At 68.4% G+C, this 14,984-nt stretch carries 11 protein-coding genes; 7 read left to right on the forward strand and 4 right to left on the reverse strand.

Translation table 11 applies throughout. The features are described from left to right. Positions 1 to 143 precede the first annotated feature (143 nt). The gene (locus tag ACFQ6S_RS21510) at positions 144 to 1,586 is read right to left on the reverse strand and encodes a CCA tRNA nucleotidyltransferase (protein WP_383411969.1); all 1,443 of its coding nucleotides are present in this window, start codon (positions 1,584 to 1,586) and stop codon (positions 144 to 146) included. A gap of 269 nt (positions 1,587 to 1,855) precedes the next feature. Here ACFQ6S_RS21510 and ACFQ6S_RS21515 point away from each other — a divergent pair, with 269 nt between their 5' ends. From ACFQ6S_RS21515 to trxA, 7 genes are all read left to right on the forward strand, one after another. Beyond that, a complete protein-coding gene (locus ACFQ6S_RS21515) occupies positions 1,856 to 4,264 on the forward strand; it encodes a DUF6049 family protein (RefSeq protein WP_383411972.1) in 2,409 nt (802 codons plus the stop codon). A 45-nt stretch (positions 4,265 to 4,309) separates the two neighbouring features. After that, the gene (gene murJ / locus ACFQ6S_RS21520; RefSeq protein WP_383411974.1) at positions 4,310 to 6,547 is read left to right on the forward strand and encodes a murein biosynthesis integral membrane protein MurJ; all 2,238 of its coding nucleotides are present in this window, start codon (positions 4,310 to 4,312) and stop codon (positions 6,545 to 6,547) included. A 137-nt stretch (positions 6,548 to 6,684) separates the two neighbouring features. Continuing rightward, positions 6,685 to 8,385, forward strand: a complete 1,701-nt coding sequence (locus ACFQ6S_RS21525; RefSeq protein ID WP_383411977.1) for a protein kinase family protein — start codon at positions 6,685 to 6,687, stop codon at positions 8,383 to 8,385. 21 nt (positions 8,386 to 8,406) lie between these two features. After that, complete coding sequence (gene sigM, locus ACFQ6S_RS21530) at positions 8,407 to 9,147, forward strand: RNA polymerase sigma factor SigM (protein WP_383411980.1); 741 nt, start codon at positions 8,407 to 8,409, stop codon at positions 9,145 to 9,147. Continuing rightward, positions 9,144 to 10,079, forward strand: a complete 936-nt coding sequence (locus ACFQ6S_RS21535; protein WP_383411983.1) for a hypothetical protein — start codon at positions 9,144 to 9,146, stop codon at positions 10,077 to 10,079. The genes sigM and ACFQ6S_RS21535 overlap by 4 nt, the downstream gene beginning before the upstream one ends. Positions 10,080 to 10,252: 173 nt before the next feature. Further along, positions 10,253 to 11,221, forward strand: coding sequence for a thioredoxin-disulfide reductase (gene trxB / locus ACFQ6S_RS21540; RefSeq protein ID WP_383411986.1), 969 nt, complete (start codon positions 10,253 to 10,255; stop codon positions 11,219 to 11,221). A gap of 42 nt (positions 11,222 to 11,263) precedes the next feature. Then, on the forward strand, positions 11,264 to 11,596 hold the full coding sequence (trxA, locus tag ACFQ6S_RS21545; protein WP_383411989.1) for a thioredoxin: 333 nt from the start codon (positions 11,264 to 11,266) through the stop codon (positions 11,594 to 11,596). Between the two features lie 117 nt (positions 11,597 to 11,713). Here trxA and ACFQ6S_RS21550 read toward each other — a convergent pair whose 3' ends face one another. From ACFQ6S_RS21550 to ACFQ6S_RS21560, 3 genes are all read right to left on the reverse strand, one after another. Beyond that, positions 11,714 to 12,331 (reverse strand): GNAT family N-acetyltransferase, encoded by a 618-nt coding sequence (locus ACFQ6S_RS21550; protein ID WP_383411992.1) that lies wholly within the window; start codon positions 12,329 to 12,331, stop codon positions 11,714 to 11,716. Positions 12,332 to 12,647: 316 nt separating this feature from the next. Continuing rightward, a complete protein-coding gene (locus tag ACFQ6S_RS21555; protein WP_383411994.1) occupies positions 12,648 to 13,745 on the reverse strand; it encodes a ParB/RepB/Spo0J family partition protein in 1,098 nt (365 codons plus the stop codon). Continuing rightward, entirely contained in the window at positions 13,742 to 14,815 is a 1,074-nt protein-coding gene (locus ACFQ6S_RS21560) for a ParA family protein (protein WP_383412967.1), read from the reverse strand. The genes ACFQ6S_RS21555 and ACFQ6S_RS21560 overlap by 4 nt, the downstream gene beginning before the upstream one ends. Positions 14,816 to 14,984: the final 169 nt, after the last annotated feature.

Here is a 14,984-nt window from a genome sequence, read left to right on the forward strand (position 1 = left end):
GGTTTGGTTGAGAGAGGGGGGCGGGTGGGGGGGGGGGGGGCGGCTCGGGGAAGGGATTGTGGGCGTCGTGGTTGTTGCTGTGGGGGGGGTGGGGGGGGGGGGTCTCCCCCCCCCCCCCCCCCCCCGCCGCCGTATCTGATCCCTCAGCTCTGCTCGGCCCACCACTCCTTGAGCGCGGCCACCGCCTCATCGTGCTGCATCGGCCCGTTCTCCAGTCGAAGCTCCAGCATGTGCTTGTACGCGCTACCGATGACCGGACCGGGTCCGACGCCGAGGATCTCCATGATCTGGTTGCCGTCGAGGTCGGGGCGGATGGCGTCGAGCTCCTCCTGCTCCTGGAGCTGGGCGATCCGTTCCTCCAGGCCGTCGTAGGCATGGGACAGTGCCGCCGCCTTGCGCTTGTTCCGCGTCGTGCAGTCCGAGCGGGTCAGCTTGTGGAGCCGTCCGAGGAGCGGGCCGGCGTCACGGACGTAGCGGCGGACGGCCGAGTCCGTCCACTCACCCATGCCATAGCCGTGGAAGCGCAGATGGAGCTCGACCAGACGTGAGACGTCCTTCACGAGTTCGTTGGAGTACTTCAGCGCCGTCATGCGCTTCTTGGTCATCTTCGCGCCGACCACCTCGTGGTGGTGGAACGAGACCCGGCCGTCCTGCTCGAAGCGGCGGGTGCGGGGCTTGCCGATGTCGTGCAGCAGTGCGGCCAGCCGGAGGGTGAGGTCAGGACCGTTCTCCTCCAGCGCCATCGCCTGCTCCAGGACGATCAGAGAATGCTCGTAGACATCCTTGTGCCGGTGATGCTCATCGCTCTCCAGCCGCAGCGCCGGCAGCTCGGGCAGCACATGTCCGGCGAGCCCGGTGTCGACCAGCAGCGTCAGGCCCGTGCGCGGGTGAGCGGACAGGATCAGCTTGTTCAGCTCGTCCCGAACCCGCTCCGCCGAGACGATCTCGATTCGCCCGGCCATATCCTTCATGGCCGTCACCACCTCGGGAGCCACCTCGAAGTCGAGCTGCGCCGCGAAGCGCGCCGCCCGCATCATCCGCAGCGGGTCGTCCGAGAAGGAGGCCTCCGGCGTACCCGGAGTCCTCAGCACGCGGGCCGCCAGGTCCTCCAGCCCGCCGTGCGGGTCGACGAACTCCTTCTCCGGCAGCGCGACGGCCATCGCGTTGACCGTGAAGTCACGCCGGACGAGGTCCTCCTCGATCGAGTCGCCGTACGACACCTCGGGCTTGCGCGAAGTTCGGTCGTACGCCTCCGAGCGGTAGGTCGTCACCTCGATCTGGTAGCCGTCCTTCTGGACACCGACCGTGCCGAAGGCGATCCCGACCTCCCAGACCGCGTCCGCCCACGGGCGCACGATCTTCAGTACGTCCTCGGGACGGGCGTCGGTCGTGAAGTCCAGGTCATTGCCGAGCCTGCCCAGCAGCGCGTCCCGGACCGATCCGCCGACCAGGGCGAGTGAGAACCCGGCCTCCTGGAAACGGCGGGCGAGATCGTCGGCGACAGGTGCGACCCGCAGCAGCTCGCTCACCGCGCGTTGCTGCACCTGACTCAGGACACTGGACTTGTCTTCGTTGGCGTTCGGCACAACAGAAGAGGGTACGTGGCCCTGGCCGCACCGGGCGTCTCCATTGAACGTGCACACCGCGTGCACGGACAGCTCTATCCATACGGGCACAAAGACTGCTCTTGAGGCGCAGGGAAACCCTCCGCTTTATACCTGTACATACGGGACAGGCCGACGGCGTGGACCGATCTTGTGGGGCACTCCGCGGCACTTCCCCTCAGCGCACATCGTTACCATGCGTGGACGCACATTCCGACGACCACTGACGACGACGAGGGACGGGCGAGCGCGTGGCCGAGGCGGCAGACTTCCAGGGGATGAGTCCCTCACCTGCCCGCCGCTGGCTGCGGCGCACCGGAGCACTGATCGCCGGGGCGCCTCTGCTGGCCGGCCTGCTCCAGCTGTCCGCTGCGGCGCCCTCGCACGCCGCCGGACAGGGCTCTTTGAAGGCCGATTCCGGCTCGGGCACGGTGGCCGTCGCTGTGGATTCGCTCACCCCCACCGTCCCCACCGAAGGCGACACGCTGACCGTGTCCGGCACGGTGACCAACGAGGGCAAGCAGACCGTCACGGACGCCCAGGTGGACCTGCGCCTCGGCCCCGCGATGAGCACGCGCTCGGACATCGACACGGTCGCCCAGCGCACCGACCAGGAGGCGGGCCTCGACGGGGCCCCCGTGGGCGGCAAGTACGTCAAGGAGTTCGCCAAGCTCACGCCGGGCGTCGCCCAGCGCTTCAGCATTTCCGTGCCGGTCGACAAGCTGGACCTCGGCGGCAATGGGGTCTACCAGTTCGCCGTCTCCCTGTCCGGCGAGACGTCCGCTCAGCCCTGGGACCGGATTCTCGGCATCCAGCGGACGTTCCTGCCGTGGCAGCCGGACGGGGCCGACACAAAGACGCGGACGACGGTTCTGTGGCCGCTCATCTCCACGTCACACATGACGGCCGAGACGGGGTCGAACGAGTCGCAGACGCCGGTCTTCCGTGACGACGATCTCGCCAGGGAGCTCTCCCCGGGCGGCCGTCTCCAGCAGCTCGTGGCGCTGGGGAAGGATCTCGACGTCACCTGGGTGATCGACCCCGACCTGCTGGCCTCGGTCGACGCGATGACGGACAGCTACCGCGTCCAGGGCGAGGGCGACACGACCACTGCGGGCACCCATCAGGAGGTGGCCAAGCACTGGCTGGCCGATCTCCAGGAGGCGGTGCAGGACAAGGAAGTCGTCGCCCTGCCCTTCGCCGACCCCGACCTGGCGTCCCTGGCCCACAACGGCACGAACGTCAGCGGCTCGCTGAACCACCTCAAGGAGGGCACCGACGTCGCGGCCGACACCGTTGACTCGATCCTCCACGTCGAGCCGACGACCGACTTCGCCTGGCCCGTGAACGGCGCCGTCGACCCGTCCATCGTCAAGGTCGCCACCTCCGCCGGCGCGGACAAGGTCATCGCCCGCAGCGACAGTCTGGTGGAGACCGGCGGTCTGCCCTACACGCCCTCCGCGGCCCGCCCCATCGGCGGAGGCACCACCGCGGTGGTCGCGGATACGCGGATGTCGACGGTGTTCCAGGGCAGCCTGACCAGGGCGTCGAGCTCGACGCTCGCCGTGCAGCAGTTCCTCGCCCAGAGCCTGGCCCTGAACCTCCAGACGGACAAGCAGCGGAGCATCGTCATCGCCCCGCAGAGGATGCCGACGGCGAGCCAGGCTCAGGCGATGGCCGACGCTGTGGCGGCACTCCAGAGCGGCACATGGTCCGAGTCCCAGGAGCTCACGGCGGCCGCGACGGCCAAGCCCGACTCCGGCGCCACCACGAAGGTGCCGCCGTCGTCCCGGTACCCGTCCTCGCTGCGCAAGCAGGAGCTGCCCCGAGCGGCCTTCGAGCAGATCGCGACCACACACGACAAGCTCGACAACTTCAAGGTGATCCTCACCGACCAGTCCCGGGTGGTGACCCCCTTCGGCCGGGCCATGAACCGCGAGATGTCCACCTCGTGGCGCGGCCGCTCCGCGGAGGCGGCCGACTACCGCAACGGCGTCGAGGCGTACATCAACTCCCTGGCCGGCCAGGTCACACTGATCGACAAGTCCGAGACCAAGCTCTCCGGACGCAGCGCCACGATCCCCGTGACCGTGCAGAACAACCTCGTGCAGGGCGTCGACCATCTGGTGCTGCGGCTCACCTCGACGAGCCCGAGGCGCCTGGAGATCGACGGCGACACCTACTCCGAACAGAGCGTCTCGGTCTCCGGCGGACACAGCCAGACGGTGAAGTTCCCCACCTCGGCCCAGGCCAACGGCCAGGCCACGGTGATCGCCCAGCTGTACACGGAGGACGGCCAGAAGTACGGTTCGCCCGTCACGTTCGACGTGAAGGTCACCGAGTTCACGGCCACCGTGATGCTGGTCATCGGCGGCGGCTTCCTGTTGCTGGTCCTCGCCGGGTTCCGGATGTACACGCAGCGCAAGCGCGCGGCTGCCCGTGACGCCGGGGAGGACGGTTCCCAGGAGACGAGCGAGAGCGACGGCGGCCCGGAGAACCCGGAGGGCCCCGCGGACCGTCTCACTCCGGAGGAGGTCCTCAAGGAGGAGTCCCTCGCCGGTACCGGGGCAGACGCCCCGGAGCAGCCGAGTGACCCGACACCGGACACCGCAGCGGAAAGCGCCGACCCGTCCGGCACGGGTGAGAGAGTGGACCGTTGAACGATGTCGTGGCCGGTGGGCCCGGGACGATGAGGTGGGGTAACCATGAACGCGCCGTACGACGGTGACCGCGGCCAGGCCGCGGGTCCCTCGGGGCACCCCGAGGGCCCGCCGCCCGAGCCCGGCCAGGTGCCGCCGCAGCACCCCGCGGACATGTACCTCCAGGACGCCTACGACCAGGACCCCTACCGGGGCCAGGAACTCTCCTCCCAGGATCCCGTCGCCGAGGCGCTGTACGACCGCGCCGCGCACCCGCCGCCCCCACCGGGCACGTACCAGCCGCAGCAGCCGCTCTACGCCCAGCCGCCCCAGTCTCCGTACGCTCCCGACCCTCATGTGTGGGCCCAGACCCCGGCACCCGAGCCGGAGGGCCCGACGCAGTACCTGCCGTACGGCGACGACCCCCGAACGACTCAGTACGTGGGCGTCGACGACCTCGTCTCGCACTCCGCCGAGCAGCAGCAGGAGCACGACGCCTTCGCGCACCTTTTCCGCGACCAGCAGCAGGGCGGCCATCCGCAGTACCAGCAGCCCCCCGCCACCACGGTCCCGGGGCCTTCCCCGGCGCCTGCGGCGGGCCCCACACCCCCTCCGGGGGCCGAGACGGCCGCGCCCGCGGCCGCCCCTGCGCCGGCGCCCGCAGCGAAGAAGGGTGGGCGGGCCGGAGGGCTGCTGAAGTCGAGCGCGGTGATGGCCGCGGGCACGATGGTGTCCCGGCTCACCGGGTTCGTACGTTCCATGATGATCGTCTCGGCCTTGGGCCTGGGCCTGCTCGGCGACTCATTCCAGGTCGCGTATCAGCTGCCCACGATGATCTACATCCTGACCGTCGGCGGTGGTCTCAACTCCGTCTTCGTGCCGCAGCTGGTGCGCGCGATGAAGGACGACGAGGACGGCGGCGAGGCATTCGCGAACCGTCTGCTGACGCTGGTGATGGTGGCGCTCGCCGCACTCACCACACTTGCGATGTTCGGCGCGCCGTTCCTCGTCCGGGCGCTGTCCACGCCGGTCGCCAACGACCCGGCCGCCAACGAGGTGGCCATCACCTTCACCCGTTACTTCCTGCCTTCGATCTTCTTCATGGGCGTCCATGTGGTGATGGGACAGATCCTCAACGCCCGAGGCAAGTTCGGCGCGATGATGTGGACGCCCGTCCTGAACAACATCGTCATCATCGTGACGCTCGGGATGTTCCTCTGGGTGTACGGCACGGCGGAGCACTCCGGCATGGCCGTCACGACCATCCCGCCGGAGGGCCAGCGGCTCCTCGGCATCGGTGTCCTGCTCGGACTGGTCGTGCAAGCCCTGGCGATGATCCCGTACCTGCGCGAAACGGGTTTCCGACTGCGGCTGCGCTTCGACTGGAAGGGCCACGGTCTCGGCAAGGCAGCGATGCTCGCGAAGTGGACGATCCTGTTCGTCCTGGCCAACCAGGCGGGTGCCCTCGTGGTCACCCAGCTGTCCACCGCCGCGGGTATCAACTCCGATGTCGACGGAACAGGCTTCGCCGCCTACGCCAATGCCCAACTGATCTGGGGTCTGCCGCAGGCCATCATCACCGTCTCGTTGATGGCCGCGCTGCTGCCCCGCATCTCGCGCTCTGCGGCCGAGGACGACAGCGGTGCCGTCCGGGACGACATCTCCCAGGGGCTGCGCACCACGGCCGTCGCGATCGTCCCCATCGCCTTCGGGTTCCTTGCCCTCGGCATCCCGATGTGCACGCTGATGTTCGGCTCCTCCGGCGCCGGCGAGGCCACCAACATGGGCTTCATGCTGATGGCCTTCGGCCTCGGTCTCATCCCGTACTCGGTGCAGTACGTGGTGCTGCGCGCCTTCTACGCCTACGAGGACACGCGGACGCCCTTCTACAACACGGTGATCGTGGCAGCCGTCAACGCGGTCGCCTCGGCCGCCTGTTACTTCGTCATCCCGGCCCGCTGGGCGGTCGTCGGTATGGCCGCCTCGTACGGCCTGGCCTACGCGATCGGCGTCGGTGTCGCCTGGAGCCGGCTGCGCAAGAAGCTGGGCGGCGACCTCGACGGCGGCCGGGTGATGCGGACGTACGCCAGACTCGGCATCGCCTCCGTGCCCGCGGCGCTGCTGAGCGGGGCGGCCTGCTACGGCGTCACCCAGACCCTCGGCCAAGGCGTTCTCGGCTCGTTCGCCGCCCTGCTGGCCGGTGGAGCCGTGCTGCTCGGGATCTTCTTCATCGCGGCGCGCCGGATGCGCATCGACGAGCTGAACTCACTGGTCGGCATGGTTCGCGGGCGTCTGGGTCGCTGAGGCGGGGGTACGCGCACAACCATCGTCCGCCATCGTGTGTCGTGCATAGCGGCGGACTGTGGGCACAATTGGTTTCGGCGTCGGACGGCGTGCTCGGGGTCTCAGAGCACGCAACGGATGGGGAGGCAGGAACGACGGTGGCGGAACGGAGCACGGCTGCCGTCGACGTGGCAGACAACAGCGGCGACGAGCCGCTGACCGCTCAGGCGGACCAGTCCACGGCCGACGGGGTGGCCAAGAATCGGGAGCAGGACACGGACATCGACGAGGCACAGGGGAGTGGCGGGACCGAGGGTCCCGGGAAGGCCTCACCGCCCGAACTGCACAGCGGTCACAAGCTCGCCAGACGCTACCGCCTGGAGGAGTGCGTCACCCGTCTGGACGGTTTCAGCAGTTGGCGCGCGGTCGACGAGAAACTCCGTCGCGCCGTCGGCGTACATCTCCTGCCGGCAGATCACGCACGGGCCCGTTCGGTTCTCGCCGCGGCCCGCTCCTCCGCGCTGCTCGGCGACCCTCGCTTCGTCCAAGTCCTCGACGCCGTGGAGGAGAACGACCTCGTCTACGTCGTCCACGAGTGGCTCCCCGACGCCACCGAGCTGACGACGCTGCTGGCACCCGGCCCGCTGGAGGTGTACGACGCCTACCAGATGGTCACTCAGGTGTCCGCCGCGATGGCCGCCGCCCACCGCGAAGGCCTGGCCCATCTGCGGCTCAACCCGAACGCTGTGCTGCGTACGTCGACCGGCCAGTGGCGCATCCGCGGCCTCGCGGTGAACGCCGCGCTGCGCGGCATCGGTTCCGACACCCCGCAGCGCACCGACACGGAGGCCATCGGCGCCCTGCTGTACGCCGCGCTCTCTCAGCGCTGGCCGTACGAGAGTGACGCCTACGGCCTGTCCGGGCTGCCCAAGGACGTCGGTCTGATCGCCCCGGACCAGGTGCGGGCCGGTGTCCACCGTGGGCTGTCCGAGCTCGCCATGCGCGCGCTCGCCAACAACGGCGCCACGGCCTCGCGCCACGAGTCCGCGTGCACAACGCCGGAGGAGCTGGTGAAGGCGATCGGCGAGATGCCCCGCATCCGCCCACCGGAGCCCTCGTTCACGGCCCCGCCGGACTACCAGCGCACGACATACCAGCAGGGCTCGTACGGACGCCAGGCGCCGCATCCCGGCGCCACCCAGCCGGTACCGGCTCCGCCGCCCCCCTTGCAGAGCCGCACCGGCAAGGCGCTGAAGTGGGCCGTCTCAGCCCTCCTCATCGCCGCACTGGGCCTGGGCAGCTGGCAGCTCGCTGACGCCCTCATGGACCAGGGCGGCAAGTCCGAGGACGGCAACCAGACGCAGACGACGGACGGCAACGACAAGAGCCCGACGAAACCGGTCAGCAAGCCGATCGCCATCGAAGGCGCCCGCGACTTCGACCCGTTGGGCGAGGACGGCTCCGAGAACCCGAACGACATAAACAAGGTCTACGACTCCGCTCCGGGCACGTACTGGGAGACGAGCTACTACACCAGCGCCGACTTCGGACGGTTGAAGTCGGGCGTCGGCGTCATCCTCGATCTCGGCAAGGTCCAGGAGGTCGGAAAAGTGACGGTCACCTTCGTCGGCGACACCTCCGTCGAGCTTCGCGCCGCGTCGGGAGACAGCGGTAGTGAACCGACGTCCCTTGAGAGCTACGCCAAGGTGGCCGAGGGTTCCGGCACGAGCGTGACGCTCAAGCCCGGCAAGACCCTCAAGGCCCGCTACCTTCTGGTCTGGCTGACCGCCGATCTGCCGAAGCAGGTCGACGACGGCCAGTTCCGTGGCAGGGTCGAGGACATCAAGGTGAGCAGCTGAGAGTGAGGGGGAGGGGGTCCGATGGCGGATGGCGGCGCATACGGTGACACAAGCGATCAGGACCTCCTCGCCCTGCATGTAGAAGGCGACCCCGACGCCTTCGGTGAGCTCGTACGGCGGCACCGCGACCGACTCTGGGCGGTGGCGCTGCGGACGCTCGGGGACCGCGAGGAGGCCGCTGACGCCGTCCAGGACGCCCTCGTGTCGGCCTACCGGGCCGCCCACACGTTCAAGGGCCGCTCGGCCGTCACAACGTGGCTGCACCGCATCACGGTGAACGCCTGCCTGGACCGCGCCCGCAAGGCGGCCTCCCGCAAGACCTCCCCGGTGGACGACGCCGAGCGCCTGGAGCAGCTCCTGGAGCCGCACGAGTCCGCCTCGGCACCCGCGGAGCGCAACGATCTGCACCGCCAGCTGCTGGAGGCACTCGGCACCCTGCCGCCCGACCAGCGCGCCGCGCTCGTCCTTGTGGACATGCAGGGCTACCCGGTCGCCGAGGCCGCTCGGGTCCTGGATGTGCCCACCGGCACGGTCAAGAGTCGCTGTGCGCGTGGCAGAGCCAGACTCCTGCCCCTCCTCACACATCTACGACCGGAAAGCGGCGGGCAGGGGGAGGAGTCTGGCGAGCAGCGGAACCGGACGCAGGGGACATCCGTCCCACCGGCAGCAGGTCCGCGTGGCACGGGGCCACAAACCGAGGATCCGCGTGATAGCGGTCCGAGTGATTCAGCTGCTGTGAAGGGCGGAGGTGGGCGAGCGTGACATCCACGACGGACACGGCCGGGCACCCGGACGTCGCCGAGATCTCCGACCTCACCGAGGGCCTCCTCTCCCCGTCCAGGTCCGCTGATCTACGTCGGCATCTGGACGAGTGCGAGCTGTGCGCGGACGTCCAGGCATCACTGGAGGAGATCCGCGGACTGCTCGGCACGCTGCCCGGCCCGACACGCATGCCCACCGATGTCGCCGAGCGCATCGATGCCGCCCTTGCCGCAGAGGCTCTCCTGAGCGCCACGGCGCCCGATGACGGCGACCGGTCTGAGCTCGTCGGCACCGCCCACTCGGCCTCTGATGTGGACGAGGGTGCGCATGTTTCACGTGAAACATCGTCCGCGACAGGACGTCCGGCAGGGCACGCCCGCTCCTCGACCACTGGCCCCGGGCGCAAGAACCACAAGGACCGCAAGAGGGTGGGACGACGCAAGGTCGCCGTTCTGAGCGCCGCATTCACGGCCGCTGCCCTGGGTCTCGGATCCGTTCTGCTCACCTCGCTCATGGGTGGAGGAGGATCGGGTCCGTCGGCCGATGGAGGGCAGACGGCCGCCGACACCTTCTCCGCGGCCAAGCTGGAGAATCAGGTCTCTGGCCTTCTCGCCAAGAGCGAGAGCTCCGTGGGTGGCTCCCACAAGCCCGATCGGAGCCTGGGGATGGAAGGCGGGCCCGACACCGCGAGCCCCCGGATCTTCCGTGAGATCACGGTGCCCGACTGCATCCGCAAGGGCATCGGTCGCGATGACACGGCCCTTGCCGCTGAGGAAGGGCGCTACCAGGGCAAGGACGCTCTGCTCGTCGTGCTGCCCGATGCCTCTGATGTCAACCGGGTCACCGCCTACGTCATGGACGCATCCTGTGTGAAGCAACCGTCGAACACTGAGGCAGAGGTTCTCCTCAAGGACTCCTACACGCACCCCTGAGAGACCGGCGGTTTCACCTTCGTCTGACGCGGCACAACCGCCACAATGTGGCGTCACCGTGTGCCCGGACACAGTGGGAATGCGCGCCCCTTAGGATCCGTTGGGTGGGGTGAGAGCTCCGAAAGGGTCTCCCCCCGGTCCGATGACGTATTCCAGAGACGAGGAATCAAGCCGTGAGCGACGTCCGTAACGTGATCATCATCGGCTCCGGGCCCGCCGGCTACACGGCGGCGCTCTACACCGCGCGCGCGTCGCTGAAGCCGCTGGTGTTCGAGGGAGCCGTCACCGCTGGCGGTGCGCTCATGAACACCACCGAGGTGGAGAACTTCCCGGGCTTCCAGGACGGCATCATGGGCCCCGAGCTCATGGACAACATGCGCGGCCAGGCCGAGCGCTTCGGCGCCGAGCTCGTCCCGGACGACATCGTCAACGTCGACTTGAGCGGTGAGATCAAGACCGTCACCGACACCGCGGGCACAGTCCACCGCGCGAAGGCCGTCATCGTCACCACCGGTTCGCAGCACCGCAAGCTCGGCCTGCCGAACGAGGACGCGCTCTCCGGTCGCGGTGTCTCGTGGTGCGCCACCTGTGACGGCTTCTTCTTCAAGGACCAGGACATCGCCGTGATCGGTGGCGGTGACACCGCGATGGAGGAGGCCACCTTCCTCTCCCGCTTCGCCAAGTCCGTGACGATCGTCCACCGCCGGGACACCCTGCGCGCCTCCAAGGCGATGCAGGACCGCGCCTTCGCCGACCCCAAGATCAAGTTCGTCTGGGACAGCGAGGTCGCCGAGGTCCAGGGCGACCAGAAGCTCGCCGGCCTGAAGCTGCGCAACATCAAGACCGGCGAGCTCTCGGACCTGGCAGTCACCGGCCTGTTCATCGCGATCGGCCACGACCCGCGCACCGAGCTGTTCAAGGGTCAGCTGGAGCTGGACGAGGAGGGCTACCTCAAGGTCGACGCCCCCTCCACCCGCACCAACCTCACTGGCGTCTTCGGCGCCGGCGACGTGGTCGACCACACCTACCGCCAGGCGATCACCGCAGCCGGTACCGGCTGTTCCGCCGCTCTCGACGCCGAGCGCTTCCTCGCCGCCCTCGCGGACGAGGAGACGGCTGAGCCCGAGAAGACCTCTGTCTGACCCCCATCCCGCCCCACGCACCAATCAGTAAAGGAGCCCGCCGTGGCCGGCACCCTGAAGCATGTGACTGACGACTCCTTCGAGCAGGACGTCCTCAAGAGCGAGAAGCCCGTCCTGGTGGACTTCTGGGCCGCCTGGTGCGGTCCGTGCCGTCAGATCGCGCCGTCCCTCGAGGCGATCGCAGCCGAGCACGGCGACAAGATCGAGATCGTCAAGCTCAACATCGACGAGAACCCGGGTACGGCTGCCAAGTACGGCGTCATGTCCATCCCGACGCTGAACGTCTACCAGAACGGTGAGGTCGCCAAGACCATCGTTGGTGCGAAGCCGAAGGCCGCGATCCTGCGCGACCTTGAGGACTTCATCGCCGAGTGATGTTTCACGTGAAACACGAATGGGCCAACCCTCTCGGGTTGGCCCATTCGCTTGAGAGGGACGCGACTCGCGTGAGAGTGGCCCAGTGCCTCCCGGACGCGAAAGGCCCGGTGTCGGTCAGAGAGGCCGTAGTACTGGTTCCTTCTGCACGGCGCCCAGCAGTCGGTCGATCGCCATTTCCACGTCTTCCTTCCACGACAGCGTCGTCCGCAGTTCCAGCCGCAGACGCGGGACGGTGGGGTGAGGGCGAACCGTCTTGAAGCCCACGGCCAGGAGATGGTCGGCGGGCAGCACACACGCCGGCTCTTTCCAACGCGCGTCCCCGAAGGCCTCGATCGCCTTGAAGCCCCGCCTAAGCAGATCCTTGGCGACCGTCTGGACCATCACCCGCCCCAGTCCCTGACCCTGATAGCCCGGCATGATGAACGCCGTCATCAACTGCACCGCGTCAGGTGACACGGGACTCGTCGGGAACGCCGTCGCACGGGGCACATAAGCCGGCGGCGCGTACAGCACAAAGCCGACCGGTACCTCGTCGACGTAGACGACTCGACCGCAGGAGCCCCAGTCCAGCAGGACGGCGGAGATCCAGGCTTCCTTCTCCAGAGCTGGCGTGCCGGCCTTTACCGCGGCCTCACCGCTGACCGGGTCCAACTCCCAGAAGACACACGAGCGGCAGCGCTTGGGAAGGTCCGGAAGGTTGTCCAGCGTGAGCGGTACGAGCCGGCGCCCCATGAAGGCTGATCCTCGCTTCCTTCGCCCGCGGCATCGCGAGCGGCTGTCAGGGCGCTTCGTTCCCTGAGCAGGCTGCCGACGAACCCGCCGACCGCGCCCAGCCCAAGACCCGCGCTCACCAGTCCGGTGCGGCTCACCGTTCGCATGAACCCCGCCTCCCCTAGAGGTCTGCCAGGTGGATGCGCCATACCCAAACGCATCGTATCCACGATGCGATTCCATCGATACCGCCTGAAAGCAAAGTGCGGGCCGTGTTCCGGTACACACCGGACACGGCCCGCATGAATGGTCGGACAGCAGACCCGACCGCCGGGACTCAATCCTCGTAGTCGTCCGCGTCGTCGCCCTGAAGGCTCTGCTGAAGAGCGAGCTTCTCGCCCGGAGCGAACGTGCTCAGGATCCGCTCGAGGTCCTCCGGAGAGGCGAACTCGACGGTGATCTTGCCCTTCTTCTGACCGAGCTCGACCTTCACCCGCGTCTCGAAGCGATCCGAGAGCCGAGTGGCGAGGTCCGACAGTGCCGGGGAAGGCACGGAGCCGGCACGCGGTCCCCTGGCGCGCGGGCTCTTCTGCGGCCGGGAGCCCATCAGGGTCACGATCTCCTCGACGGACCGGACGGAGAGCCCCTCGGCCACCACCCGGTACGCCAGCCGCTCCTGCTCCTCCGGGTCCTCGACGGAGAGAAGCGCCCGGGCATGCCCGGCGGAGAGCACTCCGGCAGCCACCCGGTTCTGGACCTTGGGCGAGAGCTTCAGCAGACGCAGGGTGTTGGAGACCTGGGGCCGGGAACGACCAATGCGGTCGGCCAACTGGTCATGCGTGCAGTTGAAGTCCTTCAGCAACTGATCGTAGGCGGCAGCCTCTTCGATCGGGTTCAGCTGCGCGCGATGCAGGTTCTCCAGCAGCGCGTCCAGAAGAAGCTTCTCGTCATCGGTGGCCCGCACGATCGCCGGGATCGCGTCGAGACCGGCCTCGCGGCAGGCCCGCCAGCGCCGCTCACCCATGATGAGCTCGTACCGCGCGGGGCCGATCTGCCGGACGACGATCGGCTGGAGGAGACCAACCTCCTGGATGGAGGTGACGAGTTCCTGCAGAGCGTCCTCGTCGAACACCTCACGCGGCTGGCGCGGGTTCGGCGTGATCTCGTCGAGGGGGATCTCCGCGAAGTGCGCGCCCATGGGAGCTGCGGGCGCCTCCGCGGCGCCGCTCGACGACGGCTCCTCGGTTTCATGTGAAACAGGCGGCAAGGTGGCCACCTTGGCCGCGGCCACCCCGCGGTCGGTCAGCATCGGGACACCGGCCGGGGACGGGGAAGCGCTACCCCCCACCGCAGCCGGGGGCACCGTCTTCTCCGTCGGTGCAGCAGGGATCAGTGCGCCGAGACCACGACCCAAACCCCTCCGTCGCTCGCTCACTGGATCCCCTCCACCATGCTCGGGTTGCTCTGGGCGCCGATGGGGGCGTTCGTCGGGTCGTAGTTGACACCGACACCCTTCAGCGCGATCTCTCGTGCCGCCTCAAGGTAGGACAGGGCACCGCTCGATCCTGGATCGTAGGTCAGCACCGTCTGTCCATAGCTCGGCGCCTCGGAGATACGGACCGAGCGGGGAATGCTCGTCCGCAGCACCTCGTCGCCGAAGTGGCTGCGCACTTCGTCCGCGACCTGGGACGCGAGCCGCGTCCGGCCGTCGTACATGGTGAGCAGAATCGTCGAGACATGCAGGGCGGGGTTGAGGTGCCCCCGCACCAGGTCGACGTTGCGCAGCAGCTGGCCCAGGCCCTCCAGCGCGTAGTACTCGCACTGGATCGGGATCAGGACCTCCTGCCCGGCCACAAGCGCGTTGACCGTCAGCAAGCCCAGCGAAGGAGGGCAGTCGATGAGGACGTAGTCCAGTGGCTGCTCATAGGCCTGGATCGCACGCTCGAGTCGACTCTCGCGTGCCACCAGCGACACCAGCTCGATCTCCGCACCGGCGAGATCGATCGTGGCAGGGGCACAGAAGAGACCCTCGACATCAGGGACCGGCTGGACGACTTCGGCGAGCGGCTTGCTCTCGACCAACACGTCATAGATGGAGGGAACTTCGGCGTGATGATCGATACCCAGGGCAGTGGACGCATTGCCCTGCGGGTCGAGGTCGATGACCAACACGCGGCCGCCATGCAGGGCGAGCGACGCGGCAAGATTGACGGTCGTCGTCGTCTTGCCCACGCCCCCCTTCTGGTTGGCGACCACCATGACGCGGGTCTGCTCGGGCCGTGGCAGGCCTTCGCCGGCGCGGCCTAGAGCCTCCACCGCCAGTTGGGCAGCACGACCGATGGGAGTGTCGTCCATCGGGGGCGGTGTTTCACGTGAAACATCCTCCCCCATCGATTCGGTACGGGGACCGGGGACCGGATCGGTCATCGGTCCCGCGATGTTGGCGTCGGACCGCAAGGATTCACTCTCCTCGACTTCAGGCTCGCAATGAACAGAGCCTCCCATGCCTTCGGGGTCGTGAACCAGTGAGGCCTGTTGTTCTGTGGAGAAATCCACCTCTGTGGAAAACTCTGTGCCCCTCAAGGGGGACGGTGCGTCATCAGAAGGGCCGTCTCCGAGGGATCCGAGGGGCTTTCGGTCGCGAGGTTCAGCCGCAGCGCGTCCGCGACTGATG

The organism is Streptomyces sp. NPDC056479, assembly GCF_042795335.1.
Classification (GTDB): Bacteria; Actinomycetota; Actinomycetes; order Streptomycetales; family Streptomycetaceae; genus Streptomyces.

Coding starts and splice junctions, on each gene's coding strand:
- murJ (WP_383411974.1), top strand. CDS start 4,310: ATGAACGCGCCGTACGACGGTGACCGCGGCCAGGCCGCGGGTCCCTCG.
- sigM (WP_383411980.1), top strand. CDS start 8,407: ATGGCGGATGGCGGCGCATACGGTGACACAAGCGATCAGGACCTCCTC.
- ACFQ6S_RS21550 (WP_383411992.1), bottom strand. CDS start 12,331: ATGGGGCGCCGGCTCGTACCGCTCACGCTGGACAACCTTCCGGACCTT.
- ACFQ6S_RS21560 (WP_383412967.1), bottom strand. CDS start 14,815: ATGGGAGGCTCTGTTCATTGCGAGCCTGAAGTCGAGGAGAGTGAATCC.